Annotated in this window: 18 protein-coding genes and 1 pseudogene; 9 read left to right on the forward strand and 10 right to left on the reverse strand. The window is 71.7% G+C overall.

All coding sequences use genetic code 11. The features are described 5' to 3' along the window. Positions 1-180: 180 nt before the first annotated feature. On the forward strand, positions 181-3,393 hold the full coding sequence (locus ACH45E_RS10910; protein WP_361446425.1) for a BTAD domain-containing putative transcriptional regulator: 3,213 nt from the start codon (positions 181-183) through the stop codon (positions 3,391-3,393). On the opposite strand, the gene ACH45E_RS10915 is transcribed toward ACH45E_RS10910, so the two are convergent. From ACH45E_RS10915 to ACH45E_RS10925, 3 genes are all read right to left on the reverse strand, one after another. Beyond that, a complete protein-coding gene (locus tag ACH45E_RS10915; RefSeq protein WP_361446098.1) occupies positions 3,394-5,079 on the reverse strand; it encodes a bifunctional 3'-5' exonuclease/DNA polymerase in 1,686 nt (561 codons plus the stop codon). Between the two features lie 34 nt (positions 5,080-5,113). Beyond that, positions 5,114-5,845, reverse strand: coding sequence for a Clp protease N-terminal domain-containing protein (locus ACH45E_RS10920; protein ID WP_361446096.1), 732 nt, complete (start codon positions 5,843-5,845; stop codon positions 5,114-5,116). A gap of 61 nt (positions 5,846-5,906) precedes the next feature. Further along, on the reverse strand, positions 5,907-6,533 hold the full coding sequence (locus ACH45E_RS10925; RefSeq protein ID WP_361446094.1) for a LysE family translocator: 627 nt from the start codon (positions 6,531-6,533) through the stop codon (positions 5,907-5,909). Between the two features lie 134 nt (positions 6,534-6,667). Here ACH45E_RS10925 and ACH45E_RS10930 point away from each other — a divergent pair, with 134 nt between their 5' ends. Continuing rightward, positions 6,668-7,780: a DUF2786 domain-containing protein gene (locus tag ACH45E_RS10930; RefSeq protein WP_361446092.1), complete on the forward strand. Its 1,113-nt coding sequence runs from the start codon at positions 6,668-6,670 to the stop codon at positions 7,778-7,780. Between the two features lie 19 nt (positions 7,781-7,799). On the opposite strand, the gene ACH45E_RS10935 is transcribed toward ACH45E_RS10930, so the two are convergent. Then, positions 7,800-8,321 (reverse strand): DUF4232 domain-containing protein, encoded by a 522-nt coding sequence (locus tag ACH45E_RS10935; RefSeq protein WP_361446090.1) that lies wholly within the window; start codon positions 8,319-8,321, stop codon positions 7,800-7,802. 81 nt (positions 8,322-8,402) lie between these two features. Beyond that, complete coding sequence (locus tag ACH45E_RS10940) at positions 8,403-8,900, reverse strand: hypothetical protein (RefSeq protein ID WP_361446088.1); 498 nt, start codon at positions 8,898-8,900, stop codon at positions 8,403-8,405. 152 nt (positions 8,901-9,052) lie between these two features. Between ACH45E_RS10940 and ACH45E_RS10945 the strand changes: the two are divergent. Both ACH45E_RS10945 and ACH45E_RS10950 read left to right on the forward strand, forming a co-directional pair. Beyond that, a pseudogene (locus ACH45E_RS10945) lies at positions 9,053-9,229 on the forward strand (SRPBCC domain-containing protein); the annotation flags it as partial. 159 nt (positions 9,230-9,388) lie between these two features. Next, entirely contained in the window at positions 9,389-9,658 is a 270-nt protein-coding gene (locus ACH45E_RS10950) for a DUF397 domain-containing protein (RefSeq protein WP_399040425.1), read from the forward strand. Positions 9,659-9,759: 101 nt separating this feature from the next. Here the strand turns inward: ACH45E_RS10950 and ACH45E_RS10955 are convergent, their stop codons facing one another. Further along, positions 9,760-10,272: an ATP-binding protein gene (locus ACH45E_RS10955; RefSeq protein ID WP_399040427.1), complete on the reverse strand. Its 513-nt coding sequence runs from the start codon at positions 10,270-10,272 to the stop codon at positions 9,760-9,762. Between the two features lie 333 nt (positions 10,273-10,605). On the opposite strand from ACH45E_RS10955, the gene ACH45E_RS10960 reads away from it, so the two are divergent. The 3 genes from ACH45E_RS10960 (at position 10,606) to ACH45E_RS10970 (ending at position 13,705) form a co-directional block, all read left to right on the forward strand. Further along, a complete protein-coding gene (locus ACH45E_RS10960) occupies positions 10,606-11,430 on the forward strand; it encodes a helix-turn-helix transcriptional regulator (RefSeq protein WP_361446421.1) in 825 nt (274 codons plus the stop codon). Between the two features lie 176 nt (positions 11,431-11,606). Next, positions 11,607-13,067 (forward strand): aldehyde dehydrogenase family protein, encoded by a 1,461-nt coding sequence (locus ACH45E_RS10965; protein ID WP_361446084.1) that lies wholly within the window; start codon positions 11,607-11,609, stop codon positions 13,065-13,067. 101 nt (positions 13,068-13,168) lie between these two features. After that, positions 13,169-13,705 (forward strand): DinB family protein, encoded by a 537-nt coding sequence (locus ACH45E_RS10970; RefSeq protein WP_361446082.1) that lies wholly within the window; start codon positions 13,169-13,171, stop codon positions 13,703-13,705. Between the two features lie 301 nt (positions 13,706-14,006). On the opposite strand, the gene ACH45E_RS10975 is transcribed toward ACH45E_RS10970, so the two are convergent. After that, positions 14,007-15,419 carry a glutamate decarboxylase gene (locus ACH45E_RS10975; RefSeq protein ID WP_361446080.1) on the reverse strand — a complete coding sequence of 471 codons (1,413 nt, stop codon included), beginning with the start codon at positions 15,417-15,419 and terminating at the stop codon, positions 14,007-14,009. 34 nt (positions 15,420-15,453) lie between these two features. Next, positions 15,454-16,743 carry an ion channel protein gene (locus ACH45E_RS10980; RefSeq protein ID WP_361446078.1) on the reverse strand — a complete coding sequence of 430 codons (1,290 nt, stop codon included), beginning with the start codon at positions 16,741-16,743 and terminating at the stop codon, positions 15,454-15,456. A gap of 113 nt (positions 16,744-16,856) precedes the next feature. Here ACH45E_RS10980 and ACH45E_RS10985 point away from each other — a divergent pair, with 113 nt between their 5' ends. Beyond that, positions 16,857-17,618: a MerR family transcriptional regulator gene (locus tag ACH45E_RS10985; RefSeq protein WP_361446076.1), complete on the forward strand. Its 762-nt coding sequence runs from the start codon at positions 16,857-16,859 to the stop codon at positions 17,616-17,618. Between the two features lie 17 nt (positions 17,619-17,635). Here the strand turns inward: ACH45E_RS10985 and ACH45E_RS10990 are convergent, their stop codons facing one another. Next, complete coding sequence (locus ACH45E_RS10990) at positions 17,636-18,001, reverse strand: YbjQ family protein (RefSeq protein ID WP_361446074.1); 366 nt, start codon at positions 17,999-18,001, stop codon at positions 17,636-17,638. Positions 18,002-18,142: 141 nt separating this feature from the next. On the opposite strand from ACH45E_RS10990, the gene ACH45E_RS10995 reads away from it, so the two are divergent. Further along, positions 18,143-19,060 (forward strand): VTT domain-containing protein, encoded by a 918-nt coding sequence (locus ACH45E_RS10995; RefSeq protein WP_361446072.1) that lies wholly within the window; start codon positions 18,143-18,145, stop codon positions 19,058-19,060. 17 nt (positions 19,061-19,077) lie between these two features. Here ACH45E_RS10995 and ACH45E_RS11000 read toward each other — a convergent pair whose 3' ends face one another. Then, positions 19,078-20,742 (reverse strand): threonine/serine exporter family protein, encoded by a 1,665-nt coding sequence (locus tag ACH45E_RS11000; RefSeq protein ID WP_361446070.1) that lies wholly within the window; start codon positions 20,740-20,742, stop codon positions 19,078-19,080. Positions 20,743-20,767 lie beyond the last annotated feature (25 nt).

Here is a 20,767-nt window from a genome sequence, read left to right on the forward strand (position 1 = left end):
GAACTCGCCGCGTGACGACGGCCGTAGGCGGGAACCGTAACGGATTCCGGCGGTAACCGACAGAGGACAGGTGGCGGGAAACCGCCGGAGACAGGGCGGAATTCCGCCATGGACGGCGGGTACACGCTCGCCGGGGGGCACGGTCCGGCATGACCGGGCGGGAAGGCAGTGAACGGCGAGATGCGGCGGTGCGAGCTGCGGTTCGGACTGCTGGGACCACCCGTCCTGTACGACCGTGCGGCGTACGGTATTTCGTACAACGCCGTGGAGGACGCCGCTGACCCGCTCGTCCAGGATTCCCGCACGAGCCACACCCACGACACCGGCGACCGCAGCGGCTCCGCCCCCTCGGTACGGCCGATCGGCAGCCCCAAGGTGCGCGCCCTGCTCGCCGCGCTGCTGCTGGAGGCCGGCCGGGTCGTGTCGGTCGACTCGCTCAAGGACGCGCTGTGGGGCGGTGCGCCGCCCGCCTCCGCGCGGGCCTCGCTGCACAACCACGTCACCCGGCTGCGCCGGATCCTCGACGATCCGGAGCGGCTGAGGGCCGTTGCCCCGGGGTATCAGCTGCATGTCCACGACGGCGAGTTGGACGTGCACGTCTTCGACGCGCGGGTGACCGAGGCACGGGCCGCGCACGGCCGCCGGGACTGGGCGGGCGTGCTGCGCGCCTGCACGGCGGCGCTCGCGCTGTGGCGGGGCGCGCCGCTGAGCGGCCTGTCCGCCGAACTCGGCGGGTACGCCTTCGTCCAGCGCATGGATGAGGCACGGCTGCTCCTGCTGGAGTGGCGGTACGACGCCGAGCTGGCCCTCGGCGGCCTCCGACTGCCCGCCCTGGTGCCGGAGTTGGCCGCCATGGTGGCCGAACACCCCCTGCGCGAGGCCTTCCACCGCCAGCTCATGCTCGCCCTGCACCGCACCGGCCGCCAGGCCGAGGCCCTCGCAGTCCACCGCGATCTGCGCACCCGACTGGTCGAGGAACTCGGCATCGAGCCGGGCCCGGCGATCCGCAAAGCCCATGTCGAGGTGCTGCGGGGAGTGCCGGAGGCCGGGGCGGCAACCCTGCCCCCGGGCCCGGAGGACGACGAAGGCGCGCCGCCCCGAGAGGAGACCCCCGACCCGTCGCACGTCCCCGCGTCCACGCGCAAGGACGCGACGCCCCGGCCCGCTCAGCTCCCGCCGCCACCGGCTCATTTCACCGGCCGCGCAGCCGTACTCCAGGACCTGCGCGCTGCCCTCGCCCGGCCCGGTGCGGACGAAGACAGCCCGGACGAAGACAGCCCGGACGAAGACAGCCCGGACGAAGGCGGCGCGGTCGAAGGCGGCGCGGACGACGGCCCCGCACGCACCCCCGTGGTCGCCGTCATCAGCGGTATGGCCGGCGTCGGCAAGAGCGCGCTCGCCCTGCATGTGGCACATCAGCTGCGGGAACGTTTCTCTGATGGGCAGTTGTACGTCAACCTGCACGGCGCCACCCCCGGTATGACCCCGCTGCCCCCCGCCCAGGCCCTCGGCGCCCTCCTGCGCGACCTCGGCGCAGACCCCCGCGGCATCCCCGAACACCCCGACGCGGCCGCCGCGTTGCTGCGCTCCCTGCTCGCGCCGACCCGCACCCTGATGGTGCTGGACGACGCCGCGAACGCCGCGCAGGTACGGCCGCTGCTGCCGGCCGGCGCCGGATGCGCGGTGATCGTCACCAGCCGCTCCCCGCTGACCGCCCTCGACGGTGCCGCCCGCTTCCCGCTCGGGCCGCTGACCGGCGAGGACAGCGCGGCGCTGCTGCGCACGGTCTCCGGCCGCGACGGGCTCGACGCCGGGCACCCCCTCGTCGAGCTGACCGGCCGGCTGCCGCTCGCCCTGCGGGTGGTCGCCGCCCGGCTCGCCGCCCGCCGCGCCCTCACCCCCGACGTCCTCGCCGGCCAACTGGCCGCCACCGAAGGCCGCCTGCACCACCTGGAGTACGACGACCTGAGCGTCCGCCGCTCCCTGGCCGTCGCGCACGACGCGCTCGCCGCCTCCATGCGCGAGGCCGACCGGGACGCGGCCCGCGCCCTGCGCCGCATCGGCGCCCTCGACCTGCCCGCGTACGGCGCGGCCCTGACCGCCCGTCTCACCGGCACCGACGAGCGCCGGGCCGAGGCCGCCCTCGACCGCCTGGTCGATGTCGCCCTGCTGGAGGAGACCGCCTACGGCCGGTACGCGCCCCACGACCTCGTCCGCGACTTCGCCCGGGAACTCACCACCGCCGGCGAGGACACCGCCGCCGCCACCGAAGCCCTGCGCTGGTACGCCGCCGTCGCCGAGCGCACCCTCACCGCGATCGTGGAACCGGGCCTCGACCAGGACGACCGCCGCCGCCCGACGGCCGCCCAGCCCCCCGCGCACGCGGCGGAGGTGCGGGCCGTACCCCCCTTCGCCTCCGCCGAGGAGGCCTTCGCCTGGGGCGACGAGGAGCTGGAGAGCGTCGTCGCCCTGGTCGAGCGGTACGCCGAGACCCCCGACGACCGGCAGGCCGCCCATCTCGCCACTCTGGTACGGCTGTTCTTCCCCTGTCTCCAGCGCGGCGGCCGGTTGGCCGAGATGGAGGTGCTCGGCCGGGCCGCCCTGGGCGTGGCGCGGCGGCTCGGCGACGAGGCGGCCGAGGCGTACGCGCTGGGCGACCTCGCGGGGCTGCACTTCCTGACCGGCCGGCAGAACGACGCCCTGGCCCTCACCGACCAGGCCCTGACGCTCTGGCGGCGGCTGGGCACGGTCTCCTGGATCCGCCGCTGCCTCAACAACCGGGGCCTGCTGCTGGAGGGCCTCGGCCGGTACGCGGAGTCCGGCGAGGCCCTGCGGCAGAGCCTGGAGTACTCGCGGCAGCTCGACGACCCCTACGGTGAGGCCATCACCTACAGCCACCTAGGCAATCTGTACGAGCACACCGACCCGCGCGCCGCCATCGAGCAGCACCGGCGCTCGCTGGCGATCGGGGACGCGATCGGTGCCGTCATCGTGCAGCACTCCGCGCACTGCAACATCGGCTACGCCCACCTCGCCCTGGGCGAACCGGCCGCCGCCGCCACGCACTTCGAGGAGAGCCTGCGCATCCTCGGCGGGCACGGCGACTGGCACGGCGAGTCCCAGACCCGGCTCGGCCTGGTCCGCGCGCTCAGGCAGCTGGGCCGCGTGGAACGCGCCGGGCGGGAGTGCGCCGAGCTGCTGAGCCGCGCGGACGCCCGCGCCGACCGCTACATGGGCGGCCTCGCCCGCCACCAGCACGGGTTCCTGCTGCGCGAGGACGGGCGTATTCGGGAGGCGTACGAGGCCTGGCGCGAGGCGATCGCCGCGCTGGACGGCACGGACGAGAAGGCGGTCGTGACACAGCTGCGGGAGCTGCTCGCGGCGGACGGGTGATCACTTGGCGTCGGCATAGCACTCCACCACCGCGGTCGTGAACGGAAACCTGACCGGCGTCTCGCCGAACGTCAGCCGCCCCGCCAGGCCGGCCGCCTCCCGGATCGCCGCCACCACCGTCTCGGCCTCCTCCTCGGGACAGTGCACGATCACCTCGTCGTGCTGGAAGAAGACCAGCTCGGCCGCCAGGTCCGCGCAGGCCCGGCGCAGCGCGGCGAGCAGCAGCAGGGCCCAGTCGGCGGCGCTGCCCTGCACGACGAAGTTGCGGGCGAAGCGGCCACGCGCGCGGGCGTTGGTGGAGGCGTAACCGGGGACCCACTGCTGCCCGTCGGATTCCTCGTCGCCGACCGGGATGCCCGCCTCCTCCGCCGCGTCCTGGCCGGCCCCGGCCGCGGGCGGGCAGGTCCGCCCGAGCCAGGTGCGCACCAGCCGCCCCTCCTCGCCGGCCCGTGCCGCGTCATCGACGTACGCCACCGCCTTGGGGAAGCGGCGTCTGAGCGCGGCGAGGTTCTTCAGGCCGTCACCGGAGGTCTGGCCGTAGACCGCGCCGAGCACGGCGAGCTTGGCCTGCGCGCGGTCGCCGGAGAAGGCCCGGTCGGAGACGGACTGGTACAGGTCGCTCGCCCGGCCGGCCACCTCCATCAGCCCCGGATCCCGGGAGATCGCCGCCAGCACCCGCGGTTCCATCTGGTCGGCGTCGGCGACCACCAGCCGCCAGCCGGGGTCGGCGACCACCGCCCGCCGGATCACCTTGGGGATCTGCAGGGCGCCCCCGCCGTTGGTGACCCAGCGTCCGGTGACCGTCCCGCCCGCGAGGAACTCCGGCCGGAACCGCCCGTCGCGCACCCAGTCCTGGAGCCAGGCCCAGCCGTGCGCGACCCAGATGCGGTACAGCTTCTTGTACTCCAGCAGCGGCTTCACCGCCGGGTGGTCGAGGGATTCGATCTCCCAGCGGCGGGTGGACTTCACCTTGATCCCGGCCTGGGCGAAGGCCTTGACGACGTCCGCGGGCAGGTCGGGCCGCACCCGGCGGCCGAACGCCGTGGAGACCTCGTCCACCAGCTCGGCCAGGCGGCGGGGCTCGCCCCCGCCCGCGTACCGCTCGCCGAGCAGGTCGCGCAGCAGCTCGCGGTGGACTCCGGCGCTCCACGGCAGGCCGGCGCGGTTCATCTCGGCGGCCACCAGCATCCCCGCCGACTCGGCCGCCGTCAGCAGCCGCATCCGGTCGGGGTGCGCGGCCCGGTCGTGCCGCCGCTGCTGCTCGGCGTAGACCGTGAGGAGGTCCGTCAGCGGCAGGCGGGTGCCCTGTGGCTCGAACAGCGGGGACTGCGCGCCCGGTTCGGCGGCCCGCTGCGGCGGATCGGGCGGTACGGGGCCGCCCCGGAGGCGGGCCAGGGCGGCGGCGGCCGAACGCGGCTCGCCGTACCGCCCCTCGTGGCCCAGCAGAAGCGTCTCGGCGTCCTCGATGTCGTAGCACCGCTCCACTCGCACCCCCGTGGCGAGCAGACGCGGATAGACCTCGGCGGTCGACCGCCACACCCAGCGCGTCACCTCCGGGCGGCTCCGCACCGCCCCGGCGGGATCGGGCTCCCGCCGCACCGGCCCGCAGGGCAGCCCGTCCGGGCCGAGGGGGGCGAGCTCCACGCCGCCGTCCTCGGCCGGGGCGAGTGCCCAGCGGTCGGTCATGACTGGAGTGTGGCAGGGGGGTCTGACAATGGCCTCAGCTCGACTGGGGCGGGGCCTGCAGATACTGCTCCAGGGCCTTGGCGAGCGCGGTCTCCACCGGTTCCTTCTCGATGCCGAGGCCGGACAGGACCCCGGTGCCGTGCTCGAACTCCAGCAGGGCCAGCAGGACGTGCTCGGTGCCGATGTAGTTGTGTCCGAGGCGGAGGGCCTCGCGGAAGGTCAGTTCCAGGACCTTCTTGGCGTCGGAGTTGTACGGGACGAGTTCCGGGGCCTGTTCGGCGGCGGGCGGGAGCGCGGCGGTCGCGGCCGCCCGCACGGCGTCGGCGGAGACGCCCCGGGCGGCGATCGCCTTGGCGGCCAGGCCGTCGGGCTCGGCGAGCAGGCCGAGGACCAGATGGGCCGGCCCGACCTCGGTGTTTGGAGCGGCCTTGGCCTCGTTGTGTGCGCTCATCACCACGTTGCGGGCGCGCGTGGTGTACCGCCCGAAGCCCTGGTTCGGGTCGAGGTCCGTGGACTCCTTCGGCACGAACCGCTTCTGCGCGGCCTGCCGGGTGACGCCCATGCTCTGGCCGATGTCGGTCCAGGACGCACCGGAACGCCGGGCCTGGTCCACGAAGTGGCCGATCAGGTGGTCGGCCACCTCGCCGAGGTGGTCGGCGGCGATCACCGCGTCCTGGAGCTGGTCGAGAGGCTCGGTGTGAACCTTCTTGATCGCCGCGATGAGGTCGTCGAGACGTACGGATGACGTGGTCGGGTTCGTCGACATGTGTCAACCTTAGGTTGACACCCTGAAGGCGTCAACCCGAAGTTGACAGTGGCCGGGTCCATTACTTGGGCGCTGCCACCAGCCGCACCGCCAGCCCCGCGAACACCGTCCCGCTGAACAGGTCCAGCCCCCGCGCCACCCGCCGGCTGCGCCGCAGCAGCCCGGCGAGCTTCCCCGACAGCAGCCCGACCGAGCCGTCCACCACCAGGCCCATCACCGTGATCGTGACGCCGAGCAGGAGGAACTGCTCCCGCACATGACCCAGCCCGGGGTCCACGAACTGCGGCAGGAAGGACACGTTGAAGAGGATCACCTTGGGGTTCAGCAGATTGGTGACGGCCCCGCGCCAGAAGGCCCGCCGCCGTCCCGCGCCCGCGGGCCCGTCCGCCTCGGCCGGCACCGAGCCGCCGCGGAACGCCTTGACCGCGAGGTACAGCAGATAGGCGGCGCCCGCCCAGCGCAGCACGTGGTAGAGCACCGGCAGCGTCAGGAACAGCGCCGACAGCCCGAGTGCCGCGGCGATGGTGTGCACGAACATCGCGCAGGCCACCCCGACAGCGGCCGTCACCCCCGCCGAGGGCCCGCCCCGGCCGCCCATCGCCACGATGAACATCATGTCGGGACCGGGAGTGACACAGAGCGCGAAGGCGGCGACGAGGAACGCCGCGTAGAGAGATGTGTCGACCATGCCGACCAGCTTGGCGCGACTCGGCGGTGGGTCGACCGAATTTCGAGGAGTGAGACGGAACGGGATACGGCCGGTTGTCCACAGGCTGTGGACGACCCCCGCCCGCTGTCGGCGGCCCATGGCACGATCGACGGGTGAGCAGCGAGACCAGCACCGTCGAGCGCGCCTTTGGGGCCGCCCTGTACGACGACTCCGACCCCGGCCTGGACACGGGTGCGTCCCTCCTCGCCGCCGACCCCGGCGCGGACGCCGAACTGGCCCGGCGTGGCGCGGAGCTGGTCGCGGCGGCCTGGCGGCGCGGCTGGCAGCCCGCCGATGTCGTACGGCTGGTGCGGCGCGAGCTGGACGACGCGCATGTGGCGCTGGCGGCGCGGCTCATCCGGGCGCAGGTGCCGGGGGACCGGCCGCGCGGCCGGCGCTGGGCGGCGCAGCTCGATGCCCTTCCGGACCCGGACGGACCCGCGCGCGTGGCCGACCGGTTCTCGCACGCCACCGCCGTCCTCGAGCTGTACCGCCTGCTGCTGCGGCTGCCCGCGCTGGAGCCCCTGGAGGAGCCCCGCCAGGAACAGCAGCGGCCCGCCTCTCGCATGCTCACCCGGATCCGCGCCCTGCTCGCCAAGGCGGAGGCGACCGGGTATCCGGAGGAGGCGGAGGCGCTGAGTGCCAAGGCGCAGGAGCTGATGGCCCGGCACAGCATCGACGAGGCGCTGCTCGCGGCCGGCGCGCCCTCGGCGGACGCGCCCGGCGCCTGCCGGATCGGTGTCGAGCCGCCGTACGAACAGGCCAAGGCGGTCCTGCTCGACGCGGTCGCCACCGCCAACCACTGCCGGGCGGTGTGGAACGAACCGCTCGCCTTCTCCACGGTCGTCGGCTTCGAGCCGGACCTGGAGGCGGTCGAGTTGCTCTACACCTCACTCCTCGTGCAGGCCACGCACGCGATGACGAAGGCCGAGGCGGCCCAGCGCGCCGGCGGCCGGAAACGGACGAAGACCTTCCGGCAGTCGTTCCTCGCGGCCTACGCACACCGCGTCGGCGAGCGCCTCGCGGCCGCCGCCGAGACCCAGGTCACCCAGGACCTGCTCCCGGTCCTGGCCACCCGGGAGATAGCCGTCACCGACCGTCTGGAGAACCTGTTCCCGGAGACCACCACGACCCGGCTGCGCGGCGTGAGCGACGCGGCGGGCTGGACGGAGGGCGCCCAGGCGGCGGACCGGGCCCAGGTCAGGGCCCGCCCGCGCCTGGACTGAGCCCCGGCCGGGCCGAGTCTCAGTCGCCGACCTGCTGGAAGGCGCTCACCGAGGCCTGGTCGCCGGCCTTGGTCTTCCCTTCGACGGGACCGTACTTCCAGGGGAAGCTCTGGGCGGCGGTGCCGCCGGGCAGGGTGATCTTCACGGTCTTGGCGGCGAGGCTGTTCCTGCCGCCCGCCGCGCCCCGTACGTACGTGATGGTGAAGGAGGCGGAGTCGCCCTTGGCGAGCTTCAGCTTCTGCGCCTTCGCGCCCTGCTGGGCGGACAGGCTCACCGTGGCCCCGTTCCCCTCGAGCGTGACGCCCGGGAAGTGCTCCAGGGTGCACGGGGCGCTCTGGTTGGTGATGCTGACGGGCACCTCGCCCGTGTCCCCGGCGGCCGGTGCCACACTCGCGGAGCCGATCTGCACGGAGACCCCGCCGATCTCGCAGGCGGTGCTGTTCTTGCCCTTGCCCTTGTCGCCGCTGCCACCGCCGTCGTCGCAGGCGGTCAGGACGAGGGCGGCGGCGAGGGCGGTGACGGTGAGCGGAATGACGCGCATGAATGGTGTCCCTGTCGAGAGCGTGACGGTGCCCCAGCATCATCGCGCCCGCGCGCGGAGTCCCGTCGCACGCCCCACCGGTCAGGACGCGGGGAAGCTCGCCGTCGCCAGCCCCGACGGCAGCTTGCCGCCCTTGGCCTTGGTGTACGTCTCCTTGCCGGCCTTACCCGACCAGGTGATTCTGAGTGAGCCCTTGCCGGTCGAGTCGACCATCCCGGTCGCCCGGTCCTTGCTGCCGTCGGCGCAGGTCAGGTGGATCATCTCCATCCCGGCCTCCTCGCCGGCGGTCCCGTTGCACACGGTGCCGCCGGTCGCGAACAGCCCGGCCCTCTTGCCGGTGACGACCAGGGCGACGGCCTTGCCGTCGGTCATGGCGAGCCAGTTGCCCTGGAGCTTGGCGGACGAGCCCGTGACCCCGCCCGTGCCGCCCCCGGTGTCCGCGGACGAAGAGGCCGAGGGGGCCGAAGCGGACGCGCTCGGGGCCGTAGAGGAGTCGTCCTTGGAGTCGCCGCCGCCGCACGCGGTCAGCGCCAGCGCGCCCGCCAGCCCCGCCGCCACGGCCACTGTCCGTACCCTCATGGGCGCCGTCGGCGCCACCTTCCTGGTCGGCGAAGTCACTGCATGCTCCCAAGCTGTAGCCGGAAACGGCCGCCGGTCGGTCGGCGGTACCGCGGCAAGCTACCAGTACTCGCCAGGAGGAACTCTGTGTGCCCGGCGGGGATCCGCTGTGTGATGCGGATCCCACGGCATGTGATGCCGATCCCACGGACCGGACCAACACGTGGACGCTGGAACAGTAAGGGCGCGGTACGCGTCTCTTCCTAGTGCACGAAGGATTCGATCCGGACGGGGGCTGGCGTTCGCATGTCCTACAAGCTCTGGGGCAGACGCTGCAACGGCTTCGGTGAAACGGTCGGTAAAGCACTCGTCAAAGCTGTAACCGGAGGAACACCCCGCGTGCACGTGCATCTGCTCATGCATCTGCACGTGAACGGGGTTATGATCCGGGTCAGTTGACCACCGCATCTATGGCCACAACAGCCAAGTGCACCACCGGGGAGCGACCTGTGGACCGCGACGTTGACGGCGTGTACGGGGGGTACGACGTGTACAACGGCATGGCTGCCGCGCAGCTGGACGGAGTGGCCTGGCAGAAGAGCAGGCACAGCAATTCGCAGGGTTCCTGCGTGGAGTTCGCCCGGCTGCCCGGGGGCGACGTCGCGATGCGCAACTCGCGCTTCCCGGACGGCCCCGCGCTCGTCTACACGCGCGCGGAGATCGAGGCGATGCTGCTGGGCGTCAAGGACGGCGAGTTCGACCACCTGATAGCCGGCTGATCCGCTCGCGCCGGGCACCCGCGCGACCGACCTGCTCACCCCGCAGAAAGCGCTTGCGCGGACGCGCGTAGAAACGCGGCGTCAGACGACGCCGCGTTTCGCTATTCGGCCGGCTGCAGTTCGGCCGGCAGCAGCCGGAACAGCGCCCAGACGACCTTGCCGTTGAGGGTGCCGGCCAGCGGGTGCCAGCCCCAGCTGTCGCTGAAGGAGTCGACGAGGAACAGGCCGCGGCCCGACTCCGCCGAGAAGTCCTCCGAGTCGCGCGCGACCGGGGTGTCATGGCTGGGGTCGCGCACCGCGCACACCAGCCGCTCGGTCCACCGCATCAGGTGCAGCCGCACCGGCGACGCCTGGTCCTGGCACGGCCCGGCATCACCCGGAAGCGCGTGCCGCAGGGCGTTGGTCACCAGTTCGGAGACGACCAGGCATATGTCGTCGAAGCGGTCGCCCACGTCCCACTGGTCGAGCGTCCGGCGGGTGAACACGCGGGCTTCGCGCACCGCTTCGTAGCGGGCGGGCAAGGCGCAGGAGGCGGCGCTGGACACGGCCGCGGGATCCAGCGGTGGAAGGCCCTGCCGTAACGGCTCGAGCATGGTCGATCCATTCGTCCCCATGCGAGGCACTCCCGGGAATTCGCGGTCGTTGCGATGCAGCGGTGGCGCTGCACCATGGTTTCGGATGCGCACAGCAGATGCAAGGGCAGATGCACGTGCACGAGACCGAATTGAGCCGCCCCGTACCGCTTGTAGGTCATTTTTTCCGCCAAGCTCATGCACGTCCCACACCTCTCCCTTGCAACTTCCTGTGCCAAATCAATGGCCTCTTTCCGTTTCCGTAACCGGATGAGTACTGCTCGAAGTGTTTTAGTGGCAGACTGCGGCCCCTGAAGACGGTTGGGGAGGCTGGCGAACGTGAGCGCGGGAGAGCCGGGATCGGTGGTGCGGCGCATGCTGCTCGGATCACAACTCAGGCGACTGCGTGAAGCGCGGGGGATCACGCGCGAGGCGGCGGGTTACTCGATCCGTGCCTCCGAGTCGAAGATCAGCCGGATGGAGCTGGGCCGGGTGAGCTTCAAGACGAGGGACGTGGAAGACCTGCTGACGCTGTACGGCATCACGGACGAGGCCGAGCGCGACTCCCTGCTCTCCCTCGCCAAGGAGGCCAACGTGGCCGGGTGGTGGCACAGTTACTCCGACGTGCTGCCGAGCTGGTTCCCCACCTACGTCGGCCTGGAAGGCGCGGCCGCCCTGATCCGGGCCTACGAGGTGCAGTTCGTGCACGGCCTGCTGCAGACCGAGGAGTACGCGCGCGCGGTGGTGCGCCGCGGAATGAAGGGCGCGAGCACCGCCGATGTCGAGCGGCGCGTGGCGCTGCGCCTGGAGCGGCAGAAGTACCTCGTCGCCGAGAACGCCCCCGACGTCCACATCGTGCTCGACGAGGCCGCCCTGCGCCGGCCGTACGGCGACCGCGAGGTGATGCGCGGGCAGCTCCAGCACCTGATCGAGATCTCGGAGCGGCCCAACGTCCGGCTGCAGATCATGCCGTTCGGCTTCGGCGGCCACTCGGGCGAGAGCGGGGCCTTCACCATCCTCAGCTTCCCCGAGTCCGACCTGTCGGACGTGGTCTACCTGGAGCAGCTGACCAGCGCCCTGTACCTGGACAAGCGCGAGGACGTGGCCCAGTACGAGCAGGCCCTGAAGGAGCTCCAGCAGGACAGCCCCGGACCGGACGAGAGCCGGGACCTGCTGCGGGGACTGCTCCAGCTGTCCTGAGCCGTCCTGGCGGGAGGCGCACGAGGCGCCCTTGACATCTCATGGCGTCGTATCCCAGGTGGCACCCCAACTCACCGAAATCACAAGTACGATGACGTGTGATCAGTCTCATCGGACCGTGAAGTTGATCGGGTGTCTGTCTCGACCGCTTCGGCAGCAAGGGATCGAGGGATCACATGTCGTCCTGCTTCACCGACCTGGCCCAGCAGTACATCGACGGTGAGTGGCGCCCGGGCACCGGCTCCTGGGACATCATCGACTTCAACCCGTACAACGGCGAGAAGCTGGCCTCGATCACCATAGCCACCACCGACGAGGTCGACGAGGCCTACCGGGCGGCTGCCCGCGCCCAGCGGGAGTGGGCCGAGACCAACCCCTACACCCGCCGTGTCTTCTTCGAGAAGGTCCTGCGCCTGCTGGAGGAGCGGGAGACCGAGATCACCGAGATGATCATCGCGGAGCTCGGCGGCACCCGTATGAAGGCACAGCTGGAACTGCACCTGGCCAAGGAGTTCCTGCGCGAGTCGGCCCAGTTGGCGCTGCGCTGCGAGGGCCGGTTCCTGCCGTCGCCGGTCGACGGCAAGGAGAACCGTCTCTACCGCGTCCCGGTCGGCGTGGTGGGCGTCATCAGCCCCTTCAACTTCCCCTTCCTGCTGTCCGTCAAGCCGGTCGCGGCGGCCCTCGCCCTCGGCAACGCCGTCGTCCTCAAGCCGCACCAGGACACCCCGATCTGCGGCGGCACGCTGCTCGCCAAGCTCTTCGAGGACGCGGGCCTGCCGCCCGGCCTGCTGAACGTGGTGCTCACCGACATAGCCGAGATAGGCGACGCCTTCATCGAGCACCCGGTCCCCAAGCTGATCTCCTTCACCGGCTCCGACAAGGTCGGCCGGCACATCGCCACCGTGTGCGCCGCGCAGCTCAAGCGCACGGTCCTCGAACTCGGCGGCAACAGCGCGCTGGTGGTGCTGGACGACGCCGACGTCGACTACGCGGTCGACGCGGCCGTCTTCAGCCGGTACGCCGACCAGGGCCAGGTCTGTATGGCCGCCAACCGCGTCCTGGTGGACCGCTCGGTCGCGGACGAGTTCACCGAGAAGTTCGTCGCCAAGGTCAGAACGCTCAAGACCGGCGACCCGAGCGACCCGCAGACGCTCATCGGCCCGGTCATCAACTCCCTCCAGGCGAACACCATCTCGGCCGCGATCGACCAGGCCGTGGCCGAGGGTGCCACGCTCCTGGTGCGCGGCTCGACCACCGACAACCTGGTGGAGCCCTCCGTCCTGACGGACGTGCCGTCCGGCTCCTCCCTCCTGCACAAGGAGATCTTCGGCCCCGTCGCCCTGCTCGTCCCCTTCGACGGCGAGGAGGAGGCGGTCCGCATCGTCAACGACACGCCGTACGGCCTGAGCGGCGCCGTCCACACCGCGGACGTCGAACGAGGGGTGTCCTTCGCCAAGCGCATCGACACCGGCATGTTCCACGTGAACGACGGCACGATCCACGACGAGCCGCTGGTCCCCTTCGGCGGCGAGAAGCACTCCGGGATCGGCCGGCTGAACGGCGAGACGACGCTCGACGCCTTCACCACGCTGAAGTGGATCTCGGTGCAGTACGGGCGGAGCGTGTTCCCGTTCTAATGCCGGGGCGCTGGGTGCTTGCGGACAGAACCTGACCGCAAGGGTCCGTAACGTCGTCGGTGTCAGGCAGCAGGAGCCAACCCGACGAAAGGCGGCCGGTCATGGTCACTCACGTGAGCGCAGAGGTGCGGGGCGACGAGCGGGGAGCGCTGCTCTCCTACCTCGCCGCGGAGCGCGGCGGCATCCGGCGGGCGGTGCTGGGGCTGACCGAGGAGCAGGCCGCGAGCCGGCCCAGCGCGAGTGAGCTGTCGCTCGCCGGGCTGGTCAAGCACGTCGCCGAGGTCGAACAGGCCTGGGTGGCCCGGGCCAAGCGCGAGCAGCCGGCGGTCAAGCGGGACGAGTCGAACTGGCACGAGTGCTTCCAGCTGGTCGACGGCGAGACCCTCGCCTCCCAGCTGGCGTACTGGGAGGAGGTCGCGGCCGAGACGGAGGCCTTCGTCCGCTCCGCCCCGAGCCTCGACGACACCTTCCCGCTGCCGAACGACCCCTGGTTCCCGCCGGACGCGGCCGTCTCGCTGCGCTGGCTCTGCCTGCACCTGATCCGGGAGACAGCCCGGCACGCGGGCCACGCCGACATCATCCGGGAGTCGCTCGACGGCAGAACGGCGTTCGAGCTGGTCGCCCTCGCCGGAAACTGAGCTCCGGCAGCAGACCTTAGGGCCTGTCTGACAATTCCCGCCTGCCCCGCGGCGTCTGGCACGCACTCCCCCACGCTCGGCTTCGCTCGCGCGGGGGGACCCCCATGCCGCGTTGCCGAACCGCCCACGTGGCTCCTCCCCCACTCTCGGCTTCGCTCGAGCGGGGGGACCCCCATCGAGGGCGCTCCGGCGCCTTGCGATCGCACGCTCCCCCACGCTCGAACGCGCTCGCGCGGGGGGACCCCCATCGCCGCCGCGGGGCCCGCCCTTCGGGCGGACGACGGGAATTGTCAGACAGGCCCTAGTGGTGGAACCCGGTGGCCGCCTCCTTGTCCAGGGTCAGCGGCTGCGGCTGCCGGCGCAGTTCCGGCAGCAGGCGGCCCAGGTCCTCGACGAACATCTCGGCCAGGTCGGCGGAGAAGCCGTTGCGGCACACCACCCGCAGGACGGCCAGGTCCTCCCGGTTCGGCGGGAAGGTGTACGCCGGCACCAGCCAGCCGCTCTCCCGAAGGCGCCGGGAGACGTCGAACACGTCGTACGCCGTGACGTCCTCGGCGGTGGTGAAGGCGAAGACGGGCAGCTCGTCGCCGCGGGTCAGCAGCCGGAAGTCGCCCAGCGCCTCGATCCGGTCGGCCAGCCCGCGCGCGACGTCACGCGTGGCCTGCTGCACCGCCCGGAAGCCGTCCCGGCCCAGCCGCAGGAACGTGTAGTACTGGGCGACGACCTGGGCGCCCGGCCGGGAGAAGTTGAGGGCGAAGGTCGGCATGTCCCCGCCCAGGTAGTTGACGCGGAACACCAGCTCCTCCGGGAGGGCCTCCTTGTCGCGCCACAGCGCCCATCCGACGCCCGGGTAGACCAGCCCGTACTTGTGCCCCGAGGTGTTGATGGAGGCCACCCGCGGCAGGCGGAAGTCCCACACCAGGTCCTCGTCCAGGAAGGGCGCCACCATCGCGCCGGACGCGCCGTCCACGTGCACCGGGACGTCCAGCCCGGTCCGCGCCTGGAGGTCGTCCAGGGCGGCGCACAGGTCGGCGATCGGCTCGTACGACCCGTCGAAGGTGGAGCCGAGGATGCCGACGACCCCGATGGTGTTCTCGTCGCACAGCTCGGCCGCCGCCTGCGGATCGAGGTGGTACCGGTCGCCCTCCATGGGCACCAGGCGGGCCTCCACCTCCCAGAAGTTGCAGAACTTCTCCCAGCAGACCTGGACGTTGACGCCCATGACGAGGTTCGGGCGGGCGCCCGCCGACGGGTAGCGGTCGGCGTTGCGCCGCGTCCAGCGCCGTTTGAGCGCCATGCCGGCGAGCATGCACGCCTCGCTGGAGCCGGTCGTCGAACACCCCACGGCCGCCGATGGGTCCGGCGCGTGCCACAGGTCGGCGAGCATCGCCACACAGCGCCGCTCCAGTTCGGCGGTGCGCGGGTACTCGTCCTTGTCGATCATGTTCTTGTCCCGGCACTGCGCCATCAGCTCCCCGGCCTGCGGCTCCATCCAGGTGGTGACGAAGGTGGCCAGGTTCAGCCGGGCGTTGCCGTCCAGCATCAGCTCGTCGTGCACGAGTTGCGCCGCCGTGGTCGGCGGCAGGGGCCCGTCGGGGAGCCGGTGCTTGGGCGGGGCCTCGGTCATCTCGACGACCGGGTTCGCCTCCCCGAAGAAGGGGTTGACGGACATGGGGCGTTCGTCGGGCTTGCCGGTGCCTTTGTGCAGTGCCATGGGGTGCCTTCCTGCCTTCTTTTGGGAACGAGGCTCAGCGGATCGGAGTTCCGTCGTCGCGCAACTGCATCTGGGGCCGCCCCGTCACCAGCAGCCAGGCCGGCAGTGAGGCGATGCACAGCAGGGCGATGATCGTCGGTGAGGCCACGAGGACCGCGGCGGTGAACAGGCTCACCCAGCCCTGACGGGTGACGGCGAGGAGCATGCCCAGCACCCCCGCCGCCACGCCGACCGCCGGCTGCACCCCCGGCACCAGGGCGTGGGCGGTGAGCCCGAAGGCGGCGCCGATGAAGATGGACGGGAAGATCCGCCCGCCGCGGAACCCGCAGGAGGCGGAGACGAGCAGCGCGGCCAGCTTCACCACCGTCATCGTCGCGAACTGCCCCGCCGACCAGCCGTCGGGGCTCTTGGCCAGCTCCTCCACCTCCGCCAGCCCCTTGAAGAGCGTCAGATGACCGCCCAGGGCTCCCAGGAGCCCCAGGACGAACCCGCCGGCGGGAAGGGCCAGCATCGGGTGCCGCAGCCGCCGGAAGACGCTGTGGACGTACGGGAAGGCGTACACCGCGCACATGCCGAACAGCGCGGCCAGCGAGGCGACCACCAGCGCGGCCGACAGATCGCCCCAGCCGGGGTGATTGCCGACCGGAGGCAGCCCGAGGTCGAAGGTGGGGTGGGCCAGCAGGGTGGTGGTCATGGCACCCACGGCGCCCGCGGCCAGCGGCGCGAAGAGGTTGTCCCACAGGGCGCCCCTGAGCTGCCGGCCGGCCAGCGCCTCGGAGAAGACCAGCGCCGCCGCCACCGGCGTGCCGAACAGGGCGCCGATCGTCGCCGCCTCCGCGAGCATCGGCCACACCGCCCCCGGCATCCGCGGCACCAGCCTGCGGCCGAGCCAGAAGGCGAGCCCCACGTTCACCGCGATGATCGGGTTCTCGGGGCCGAGGCTCGGGCCGCCCGCCAGCATCAGCGCGGTCGCCAGCAGCAGGCCGGGCAGCACCACGGCGGGCAGCACCCGGGCGCTCATCCCCAGGGTGGCCGGATCGGGCCCCGCGTGGCCGGGGACCTTCCACACGACGAGCCCCACGGCGATCCCGGTCGCGGTGAGCATGACCAGCATCCACAGCACGGAGTACGGTCCGATGCCCAGCGCGTCGGGCAGTGGCCCCCAAAGGACACCCTGCAATCGCTCGGCCAGCCCGCTCACCAGCAGATACAGCAGGCTCGAACCGGCCCCGACGAGGACCGCGGGCAGGATCAGCGGCAGCAGGTCACGCGCGGGCGTCGCCGGCGGGGTCGGGGGCGCCTGCGGCGCGGTGTCCTGGGCCACCAGCTCACCATAAGTGGGCAAAGCGGACTGAACATCCCGAAGCGTCCTGGGCTTGCACCTCACGTGGCGTGAGGGCCCAGCCTGGAGCCCGTACCGAGAAGGGAGCGGACGAAGTGAGCTACTCAGTGGGACAGGTCGCCGGCTTCGCCGGAGTCACGGTGCGCACCCTGCACCACTACGACGACATCGGCCTGCTCACCCCGAGCGAGCGCAGCCACGCGGGGCACCGGCGCTACAGCGACGCCGACCTCGACCGGCTGCAGCAGATCCTGTTCTACCGGGAGCTCGGCTTCCCGCTCGACGAGGTCGCGGTCCTGCTCGACGACCCGGAGGTGGACCCGCGCGCGCACCTGCGCCGCCAGCACGAACTGCTGACCGCCCGGATCGAGAAGCTGCGCGAGATGGCCGAGGCCGTGGAACACGCCATGGAGGCACGAAAGATGGGCATCAACCTCACGCCCGAGGAACGGTTCGAGGTCTTCGGGGACAAGGACCCCGAGCAGTACGCCGAGGAGGCCGAACAGCGCTGGGGCGGCACGGAGGCGTACGCCGAGTCACAGCGCCGAGCCGCCCGCTACACCAAGGACGACTGGAAACGGCTGCAGGCCGAGGTCGACGCCTGGAGCGAGCGCTACACCGCCCTGATGGAGGCCGGGGAGCCGCCGGCCGGCGAGGCGGCGATGGACATGGCCGAGGAACACCGGCAGCACATCAGCGGGTGGTACTACGAATGCGGGTACGAGATGCACCGCTGCCTGGCCGAGATGTACGTCGCCGACGAGCGCTTCAAGGCGTTCTACGACTCCATGCGGGAGGGCCTGGCCGAGCACCTCAAGGAGGCGATCCTCGCGAACGCCGCCCGTCACACCGCGTGATCGCCTGGCCCGGGGGACTACTTCCGGGCCAGGACCACCGCCGTCCCGTACGCGCACACCTCCGTGCCGACGTCCGCCGCCTCCGTCACGTCGAAGCGGAACATCAGCACCCCGTTGGCCCCACGCGCGCGTGCGTGCTCGACGAGCCGCTCCATCGCCTGGTTGCGGGTCTGCACCAGCGTCTTGGTGAGCCCCTTCAGCTCGCCGCCGATCATCGACTTCAGGCCCGCGCCGATCTGACTGCCCACATGCCGGGAGCGCACGGTCAGCCCGAAGACCTCGCCCAGTACCTCCTGGACCACGTATCCGGGCACGTCGTTCGTGGTCACCACCAGCACGTCCGGCTGGGGCCCCTGGCCGCCGCCGTAGTCGTCGATTCCCATGGCTCACAGCTTTGTGCCAGTCGCCGCACAGTGCATCCTGGAGGCACCGGTGGAACCTGGGGCGGGCACATCGCGTTGATAGCTTTGTGCGGGCGCGCAAGGACGCCGCGATCGACTTCACCCCCTCAGGAGCCCGGACCCGTGATGACACTCGCCCTAGGCCCGAGCTGGCTGGACCCCAACTACCTGCTCGACACATACAGCGTCTGGGGCCTGCTGCTCATCGTCTTCGCCGAGTCGGGCCTGCTCATCGGCTTCTTCCTGCCGGGCGACTCGCTGCTGTTCACCTGCGGCCTGCTGATCACGACGAACGACCTGGACTTCCCGCTGTGGGGTGCCATCGCCCTGATCTGCCTCGCCGCGGTCCTCGGCGACCAGGCGGGCTACATGTTCGGCAGGAAGGTCGGCCCGTCCCTCTTCAACCGCCCGGACTCCCGCCTGTTCAAGCAGGAGAACGTCACCAAGGCGCACGAGTTCTTCGAGAAGTACGGCCCCAAGTCCCTGGTCCTGGCCCGCTTCGTGCCCATCGTGCGCACCTTCACGCCGATCATCGCCGGCGTCAGCGGCATGCGGTACCGCTCGTTCCTGACCTTCAACGTCATCGGCGGCGTCCTGTGGGGTGCGGGCGTCACCCTGCTCGGCTCCTGGCTCGGCAAGCACGCGCTCGTACGGGACCACATCGAGACGATCCTCATCCTGATCGTCCTGATCTCGGTGGTCCCGATCGCCATCGAGTTCCTGCGCGCCCGCTCCAAGGCCAGGAACGCCCCGCCCGCCGAACAGCCCCAGCCGCGCCGGCAGCCCCCCGCCATGGACGACGCGACGACCCGGCTGCGCCGCATCGAGCCGGAGTACCCGGAGTACCCGGAGTACGAGGAGCAGGCCTACGGCCAGCAGCAGCCGTACGGTTCCCAGGATCAGTACCACGGCGGGCAGCAGTACCCGCAGGACTACGGCCAGCAGCAGTACCCCCAGGGATATGGCCAGCAGCAGTACCCGCAGGAACACGACCAGCAGCAGTATCCGTACGACTACGACCAGGGCAACTACCGCCAGTAGAGCCCTCCGGCAAGCCCTCAGAACCCCCTGGTCCGCTTGGCCGCCCGCCGCCCCTCCGCGGAGCCGAACCGCAGGAACAGGCGGGAGATCTCCGAGCCGAGGTTCACCCCGATCGCGATGGCCATGGCGAGCGAGGCCGCCTTGGCCAGGGAGACCAGGCCCTCGTCCACCTTGTTCTGCGCCATCGACAGCAGCCCGAAGTAGGTGGCCGAGCCCGGCAGCAGGGGCCCGATCGCCGCGGTCGTGTACGGCAGGGCGGAAGCGAACCGGTAGCGGGAGAGCAACTGACCGAACAGGCCCACCAGGCCCGCGGCCACGGCCGTGGAGGCCACCGGGGAGATACCGCCGACGTGCTGCATCGCCCCGTACACCGACCACGCGACACCGCCGTTGAGGGTCACCGCCAGCACGGTGGACCGTTCCTGCTGGAGCAGTACCGCGAAGGTCAGCGACAGCAGCATCGACGCGATGATCTGGATCACCGGGCGGTTGGCGATGTTCACCGCCGCGTCCGGATCGAGTTCGGCCCCCACCTTCACGCCGAAGTACAGCACCACCAGTACGCCGGTGACGATGCCGACGAAGAAGTACATGACCTCCAGCAGGCGCGCCGAGGCGGTGATGTAGAAGCCGGTCAGCCCGTCCTGCACGCCCGCCACCAGCGCCCGCCCCGGCAGCAGCGCGAACAGCCCACCGGTGATGACCGCGGAGGCCACCACGTGGACATGGGTCACCGTGAGCGCCACGCCGATCGCTGCGGGCGGCATCGCGGCCACCGTGAACTGGTAGAACTCCGGCAGGCCGCGCCCCGCGCACAGCCACGCCAGCCGGTCGCCGAGCATCGCGCCCAGCGCGGCGGCCACGAACACGATCGCGTCACCGCCGACGAGCAGGGAGGCCGCTCCCGCCAGCAGCCCCGCGGCCCCGGTGAGCGCCCAGCCCGGGTAGGGGTGCCGGTTCCGGCGGATCTCGGCGAGGCGCCGGTAGGCCTCCTCCAGCGAGATGTGGGTCTCCGGGTCCGACAGGTCGTCCACCAGCCGGAAGACGGCCGACAGACGCGTGTAGTCGGTGCCCCGGCGCCGCACCGTCCGGGACGCCGTCACCGGGTCGTCCACCAGGGAGGGCTGGTACGAGATGGACAGCAGCGTGAAGGTCACGTTCGGCTCGCACCGGTCAAGACCGTAGGAGCGGCACACCGCGAACATCGCGGCCTCCACGTCCTCGGCGTTCTCACCGCCTGCGAGCAGCAGCTCACCGATACGCAGGGTCAGGTCCAGCACGCGCGGGACGGCCGGACCCTCCTCCTCCACCTTCTGCACCGACTCCGGCGCCGGCCGCTCCGCCACCGGCATCCGCAGCATCGCGCGCATCCGGTCCTGCCAGGGCGCGTCCTTCACCAGGCTGACCACCGGAATCCCGGTCGCCGGGGTGAAGGCGGCCGGGGCCTGGGCGGCGCTGTAGGTGCTGGGCGTGCTGAACGCCGACCCCTCCGGCTCGGGGCTCGGCACCTGCGGCGTGCCCAGCCCCTGGGGCACGGCGAACTCGGAGGTCGTCTCGGACTCACCGCCGACCGTCCTGGGCACCGCGAGCCCGGCCGGAACGGCGAACTCCGACGTGATCTCCGGGTCGTACGAGCCTCTCGCCTCGTCCGACCGGGGCTTGCGGTCCTCCGCCTCCGTCACTCCCCAACGCTCCCTGAACGACACC

The sequence above is a fragment of the Streptomyces sp. NPDC020299 genome, assembly GCF_044387825.1.
Classification (GTDB): Bacteria; Actinomycetota; Actinomycetes; order Streptomycetales; family Streptomycetaceae; genus Streptomyces.